Below are 5,965 nucleotides of genomic sequence, written 5' to 3' on the forward strand. Positions count from 1 at the left end.
CAGCCGCAGGCTGCGGCCCTTCTTGCTCCCTCTCGGTTGCCCCAGGGGCAGGTCTGGAAACGCTGTGTCACCCGTGTGTCACAGGTTTGTTAGAACCATTGACAGATTCCGACCCGAGTGAAAACGTGACCTGCACCACCACGAAGGAGAGGGACGGCAATGGCGCAGTACAAGAGGCTTGGCGGGATCATGGCGATCACGCTCGCCGCTACGACCGGACTGACGGCCTGCGGGTTCGGCGGGTCCAGCGGGGAGGCGACCGGCGACGGGACGACTCTCGACCTGCTCGTCCCCAGCTACTCCGACGCCACCCAGGGAAACTGGGACGACGTGATCGCCGGGTTCGAGGAGGCCAACCCCGACATCGACGTCAACCTGCAGGTCGAGTCCTGGGACAACCTCGAGTCCGTCATCGCCACCAAGATCCAGGGCGGCGACGCACCCGACATCTACAACGGCGGCCCCTTCGCCGGCTTCGCCGCGGACGAGCTGCTGTACCCGGTCGAGGAGGTCACCTCCGAGGAGACCTACGCCGACTTCCAGCCCACGTTCCTGGAGAACGCCCAGGTGGACGGCACCACCTACGGCCTGCCGTTCATCGCCTCCGCTCGCGCGCTGTTCGTCAACGACGCGCTCCTGGAGGAGGCCGGCGCCGAGGTCCCCACCACCTGGGACGAGCTGCTCGAGTCCGCCAAGAAGGTCTCGGAGCTCGGCGGCGGCGTGGCCGGCTACGGCATGCCGCTCGGTTCCGAGGAGGCGCAGGCCGAGGCAGCAGTGTGGCTGTGGGGCGGCGGCGGAACCTTCGGCGACGCCGAGGCCATCACCATCGACACCCCCGAGAACCTCCCGGGTGCCGAGTTCGCCAAGAAGATGATCGACGAGGGCGCCACGCAGGCCGACGCCGGTGCGACGGACCGCAGCCCGCTGTTCGACATCTTCGTCCAGGGCAAGGTCGGCATGCAGATCGGCCTGCCGCCGAGCGTCGGGCAGATCGAGTCCGACAACCCGGACCTGGAGTACTCGATCCACCCCATCCCCACCGAGGACGGCTCGCCGTTCACGCTGGGCGTGGCCGACCACCTCATGGCGTTCCAGAACGACGGCGACAAGCAGGAGGCCATCACGGCCTTCTTCGACTACTTCTACTCCGCCGACGTCTACGTGCCGTGGGTCCAGGCCGAGGGCTTCCTGCCCACCACCCTCTCGGGCTCCGAGCAGCTCGCCGGCGAGGAGGCGCTCGCGCCGTTCCTCGAGGTGCTGCCCGACGCGCAGTTCTACCCGAGCACCAACCCGGACTGGCAGGCCGCGGACTCCGCCTTCAAGGCCCTCTTCGGCCAGCTCGACGGGAAGAAGTCGGCGCAGGACGTCCTGACCGAGATCCAGGGACAGGTCGACGCGGGCTGACGCCCCGCACCGACCGCCGTGCCCGGCACGGCTGACCACACGCAACGCCGAACCGAAAGCACGGGGAACTTGGTGAAGGACCTGTTGAAGGCCCTGCCGTGGATCGGGCCCGCGGTCGCACTCATTGCGGCCGTGGTCCTGTTCCCGGTCGGCCTGATGTTCTGGAACTCGACACGCGACATCAGCCAGAGCGGCTTGGACGACGGGGGAGTGGGCCTCGCGAACTTCGCGACGGTCATCGGCTTCCAGTACTTCTGGCCCATCCTCGGCCGCACCGTCGTGTGGGTCGTGGTCGTCGTCGCCTGCACCCTGATCGGGTCGCTGGCGCTCGCGGCACTGCTGAACAAGGCGTTCCCCGGCCGCCGGCTGGTGCGGATGGCCGTCATCGTGCCGTGGGCCTCCAGCGTCGTCATGACGACGCTGGTGGTGCACTACGGCCTGGAGCCGTACTTCGGCATCATCAACTCGTTCCTCGTGGACGTCGGCCTGATCAGCACGCCGGAGGGTTACGGCTGGACTCGCCACCCGGGCACCGCGTTCGCGTGGGCCATGGCGGTCGCCGTGTTCGTGTCCCTGCCGTTCACCACCTACACGGTGCTCGCCGGGCTCCAGACGGTGCCCGGCGAGACCGTGGAGGCCGCGCGGATCGACGGGGCGAGCGGGGCGCGCACCTACTTCAGCGTGGTGCTGCCGCAGCTGCGGGGCGCGATCTCGGTGGCGGTGCTGATCAACATCATCAACGTGTTCAACTCGCTGCCGATCCTGCGCGTCATGACGGGGTCCATCCCCGGGTACGACGCCGACACCGTCATGACGATGATCTTCAAGTACATGCAGAACCAGCGGCAGATCGACCTGGCCAGCGCGCTGTCCGTCATCGCGTTCCTGGTGGTCATCGCCATCGTCGCCGTCTACGTGCGGGTCGTCCGCCCCCTGGAGGAGGTCTGATGACCGCGATCACCGACCCGGGGACCACCGCGCACAGCGCGGCCCGGCCGCCGTCGGACAACCGGAGGCGGGTGCGGAAGTACACGACGGACCAGGTGCCGCTCGGGTCGCTGCTGCTCCGGCTGCTGGCCGGGCTCGTGGTGCTGGTGGTCTTCCTGCTGCCGTACCTGATCATGTTCTTCGGCTCCGTGAAGACCAAGGCCGAGATCAGGTCGGTCGACCCCACCTACTTCCCCACGGAGTGGCACTGGGACAACTACGTCACGATGTGGTCCACGCCCGAGACGCCGCTGGCGCAGAACCTGATCTCCACCCTGGTGATCTCGCTGTGCGCCACGCTGCTCGTGCTGGCCGTGGCGCTGCCCGCCGCCTACTACACGGCGCGGTTCCGGTTCACGGGCCGGCTCTTCTTCCTGTTCCTCGTGATCGTGACCCAGATGGTGCAGCCCGCCGTGCTGACGTCGGGCCTGTTCCGGCAGTTCATCGCCATCGGGATCCTCGACACGTGGGTCGCGATGATCCTGGTCAACGCCGCGTTCAACCTGTCGTTCGCGGTCTGGATCATGCACAGCTTCTTCGCGGGCATCCCCAAGGAGGTCGACGAGGCGGCGCAGCTCGACGGCGCCGGCACGTTCGCCGTCCTGACCAAGATCAACCTGCCGCTCGTCTGGCCGGGCATCGTGACGGCGGTCGTGTTCACGTTCGTCGCCTCCTGGAACGAGTTCGCGGCGTCGCTGGTGCTGCTGACGACGGCGGGCAACCAGCCGCTGTCCGTGGCGCTCACCAAGTTCGTGGGCCAGTACGAGACGTCCTGGCAGTACGTGTTCGGGGTGTCCGTCGTGGCGATCGTGCCCGTGGTGATCCTGTTCATGATCATCGAGAAGCGCCTGGTGGGCGGCCTGGTGGCCGGGTCGGTGAAGTAGCGGGCGGGCCCGGTCCACACACCGTGGACCGGGCCGTCTCGACCTCCGGACGAATTCTGTCCCAGTGCTGGACGGGCGCTTAACATGGTGGCGAACCCCATCCAGAGCGGTCGAGAGTCCTGGCTCCCTGACACCGCAGCAACCTGCCGACCTTCTGCCGCGTCGCCGCGGCGCGAGGGACGCAAGGTGCTCACGCCAGGTTCGATGGAGCAGCCATGGTCGCCGAGGTACACCCGCACCGCCCGACGGTGTCGTTCGAGCTGATGCCTCCGCGCCGGCCGAACGCCGCGCCCAACTTCTGGGAGACGGCGCAGCGGCTCGTGGCGGCCCGCCCGGACTTCGTCTCCGTGACCTACGGGGCGGCCGGCGGCGACCGGGCCACCGCGCGCGAGGTGCTCGCCACCCTGCTGCGCGGCACGCCCGTGCTCCCGGTGGCCCACCTGACCTGTGTGGGCGCGTCCCGCGAGGACGTGTCCGCGGTGATCGAGGAGTTCCTCGAGGCCGGGGTGCGGTCCTTCCTCGCCCTGCGCGGCGACCCGCCGCGCGACGAGCCGGACTGGCGCCCCCCGGCCGACGGTGTGCGCTCCAGCGTGGACCTCGTGCGGCTCCTGCGGCAGGTGGACGAGCGGCGGTGCGCCGCCGACGTCAGCACGGCGCTGCGCTCGGCCGCCCGGCCGCTGGCCATCGCCGTCGCCACGTTCCCGGACGGCAACCCCGGGGCCGGCACCACGCGCGAGCAGGAGGTGCGCCGGCTGCTGGAGAAGCAGAAGGCGGGCGCTAGCTTCGCGATCACCCAGTTCTTCTACCGCGCGGACTCGTACACCGGGTTCGTCGAGGCGGCCCGGGCGGAGGGCGTGACCATCCCGATCCTGGCCGGGATCCTGCCCACCACCGAGGCCCGGCGCCTGCGCCGCGTCCAGGAGCTCACGGGGGTGGCGGCGCCCGCGGACCTCCTGCGCGACCTCGACCGGCTCACCGCGCCCGACGGCGCCGTCGACCCCGAGGCCCAGCACGCGCACGGCATCGAGTTCTCCGCGGCGCTCGCGCGCGAGGTGCTCGACGCCGGCACGCCCGGCCTGCACGTCTACACGTTCAACAAGCACCGCCCGGCCCTGGACCTCCTGGACCGAGTGGGCCTGACAGGCCGAGCCGCCGCCTAACCCCTTCGTTGAGTGCTGGCTATTTGTTGCTTTCCACGCCCGAAACCAACAAATAGCCAGCACTCAACGGGTTGGGCGGGCATGTTGTGTGGGGGATGGGGTGGGTGTGATGTACCCGCCGGTCGGCAGAGCGGCCGATACTACGGATGAAAATCGGCACGTCACAGCGCGACCGAACCGTGGAGGCCCCACCGTGCACGAACACGACCACAGCTCCACCGACTGCAGTCCCGACAGCCACGCCGCGTTCGGGCGGCGCGACCTGCTGCGCGGCGCCGTCGTCCTCGGCATCGGTGCCGCGGGCGCGACGATCGCCGCGCCCGCCGCCGTCGCCGCCCCCGCGCCCGCGGCTCCCGCCGGGAGCGCGCCCGGCGCCGCCCCGGCGCGGACGGCGGACGCCCCGCCGTCCCTGGCACCGGACCCCGAGGCGCCCGCCGACGCGCCGCCCGGCGCCGTGGCCGGGGTCGAGGTGGCCGCGCCGACGATCGCGAGCTGCGCCACCTGGGGCGCCGCGGCGGCCCGCGGCACGATCGACACCGTCTCGACCAACCCGAACAAGATCCTGATCCACCACACGGCGTCGGCCAACGTCACCGACTACTCGCAGGCCGCCGGGTACCAGATCGCGCGCGACATCCAGCAGTGGCACTTCGCCAACGGCTGGGTGGACACCGGGCAGCACCTCACGCTGAGCCGCGGCGGGTACGTCATGGAGGGCCGGCACGGTGCGCTGTCGCGGCTGCAGAACGGCAGCGGCACGGTCGTGGGCGCGCACGCCCCCGGGCAGAACAGCCAGGCCATCGGCATCGAGAACCAGGGCACCTACACGAGCGCCACGCCGCCCGCGCAGCTCTGGAGCCGGTTGGTCGAGCTGTGCGCGTACATCTGCGACCAGTACGGCATCGCGCCCACCCAGATCTACGGGCACCGGGACTACACGGCGACGGCCTGCCCGGGCGACGTCCTGTACTCGATGCTGCCGCAGCTCCGGTCCGAGGTGGCCGCGGCCCTGGCGGGCACGAGCTGGTCCGTGATCGTCGACAACACCTCGGCCGGCTTCTCCGCCGGCGCCTCCTGGCTGACGTCGTCCTTCTCGGCCGAGCGCTACGGCGCCGACTACCGCTACGCCACGCCGGCCGAGGTCAGCGACCTGGCGACGTACTCGGCCACGATCCCGTCGAGCGGCTCGTACCGGGTGGAGGCATGGTTCCCGGGGATCGCCGGCTACAACACGTCGACGCCGTTCATCGTCTACACCGGCACCGGCTCGTCGACCATCCGCGTGGACCAGTCCGCGGCGGGAGGGGCGTGGCTCTCGCTCGGCACCTACGCGATGACGGCGGGCACCCGCACGGTCGTGGCGGTCAGCCGCTGGACCCAGGGCACGGCGTACGTCGTGGCGGACGCGATCCGGATCACCCGCCTCTAGCCCCGCCCGCCCGTGTCAGACGTACAGGACCCCGAGGGGCCTGTACGGGAGTCAAGGGGCCCCCCCGGGGGGGGTCGTTTAAACAACAACCAGCCCCCCAG

5 protein-coding genes and 1 riboswitch are annotated in these 5,965 nt (G+C 70.3%); all 5 genes read left to right on the forward strand.

All coding sequences use genetic code 11. From position 1 onward, the window contains the following. Window positions 1-159: 159 nt before the first annotated feature. The 5 genes from ACFWEJ_RS26405 to ACFWEJ_RS26425 all read left to right on the forward strand — a co-directional run bounded on the left by ACFWEJ_RS26405 (window position 160) and on the right by ACFWEJ_RS26425 (window position 5,864). Window positions 160-1,404, forward strand: coding sequence for an extracellular solute-binding protein (locus ACFWEJ_RS26405; RefSeq protein WP_377232145.1), 1,245 nt, complete (start codon window positions 160-162; stop codon window positions 1,402-1,404). A gap of 72 nt (window positions 1,405-1,476) precedes the next feature. After that, window positions 1,477-2,352 carry a carbohydrate ABC transporter permease gene (locus tag ACFWEJ_RS26410; protein WP_377232146.1) on the forward strand — a complete coding sequence of 292 codons (876 nt, stop codon included), beginning with the start codon at window positions 1,477-1,479 and terminating at the stop codon, window positions 2,350-2,352. Next, window positions 2,352-3,275 carry a carbohydrate ABC transporter permease gene (locus ACFWEJ_RS26415; RefSeq protein WP_377232147.1) on the forward strand — a complete coding sequence of 308 codons (924 nt, stop codon included), beginning with the start codon at window positions 2,352-2,354 and terminating at the stop codon, window positions 3,273-3,275. The genes ACFWEJ_RS26410 and ACFWEJ_RS26415 overlap by 1 nt, the downstream gene beginning before the upstream one ends. A 94-nt stretch (window positions 3,276-3,369) precedes the next feature. Beyond that, window positions 3,370-3,486, forward strand: a riboswitch (SAM riboswitch). A 4-nt stretch (window positions 3,487-3,490) separates the two neighbouring features. Then, a complete protein-coding gene (locus tag ACFWEJ_RS26420; protein WP_377232148.1) occupies window positions 3,491-4,435 on the forward strand; it encodes a methylenetetrahydrofolate reductase in 945 nt (314 codons plus the stop codon). Window positions 4,436-4,628: 193 nt separating this feature from the next. Then, entirely contained in the window at window positions 4,629-5,864 is a 1,236-nt protein-coding gene (locus ACFWEJ_RS26425) for an N-acetylmuramoyl-L-alanine amidase (RefSeq protein WP_377232149.1), read from the forward strand. Window positions 5,865-5,965 lie beyond the last annotated feature (101 nt).

Source organism: Promicromonospora sp. NPDC060204 (assembly GCF_042728455.1).
GTDB lineage: Bacteria > Actinomycetota > Actinomycetes > Actinomycetales > Cellulomonadaceae > Promicromonospora.

What these genes read in the sequence shown, in the direction of transcription:
- ACFWEJ_RS26405 (WP_377232145.1), top strand. Translation starts at nt 160, where the DNA reads ATGGCGCAGTACAAGAGGCTTGGCGGGATCATGGCGATCACGCTCGCC.
- ACFWEJ_RS26415 (WP_377232147.1), top strand. Translation starts at nt 2,352, where the DNA reads ATGACCGCGATCACCGACCCGGGGACCACCGCGCACAGCGCGGCCCGG.
- ACFWEJ_RS26420 (WP_377232148.1), top strand. Translation starts at nt 3,491, where the DNA reads ATGGTCGCCGAGGTACACCCGCACCGCCCGACGGTGTCGTTCGAGCTG.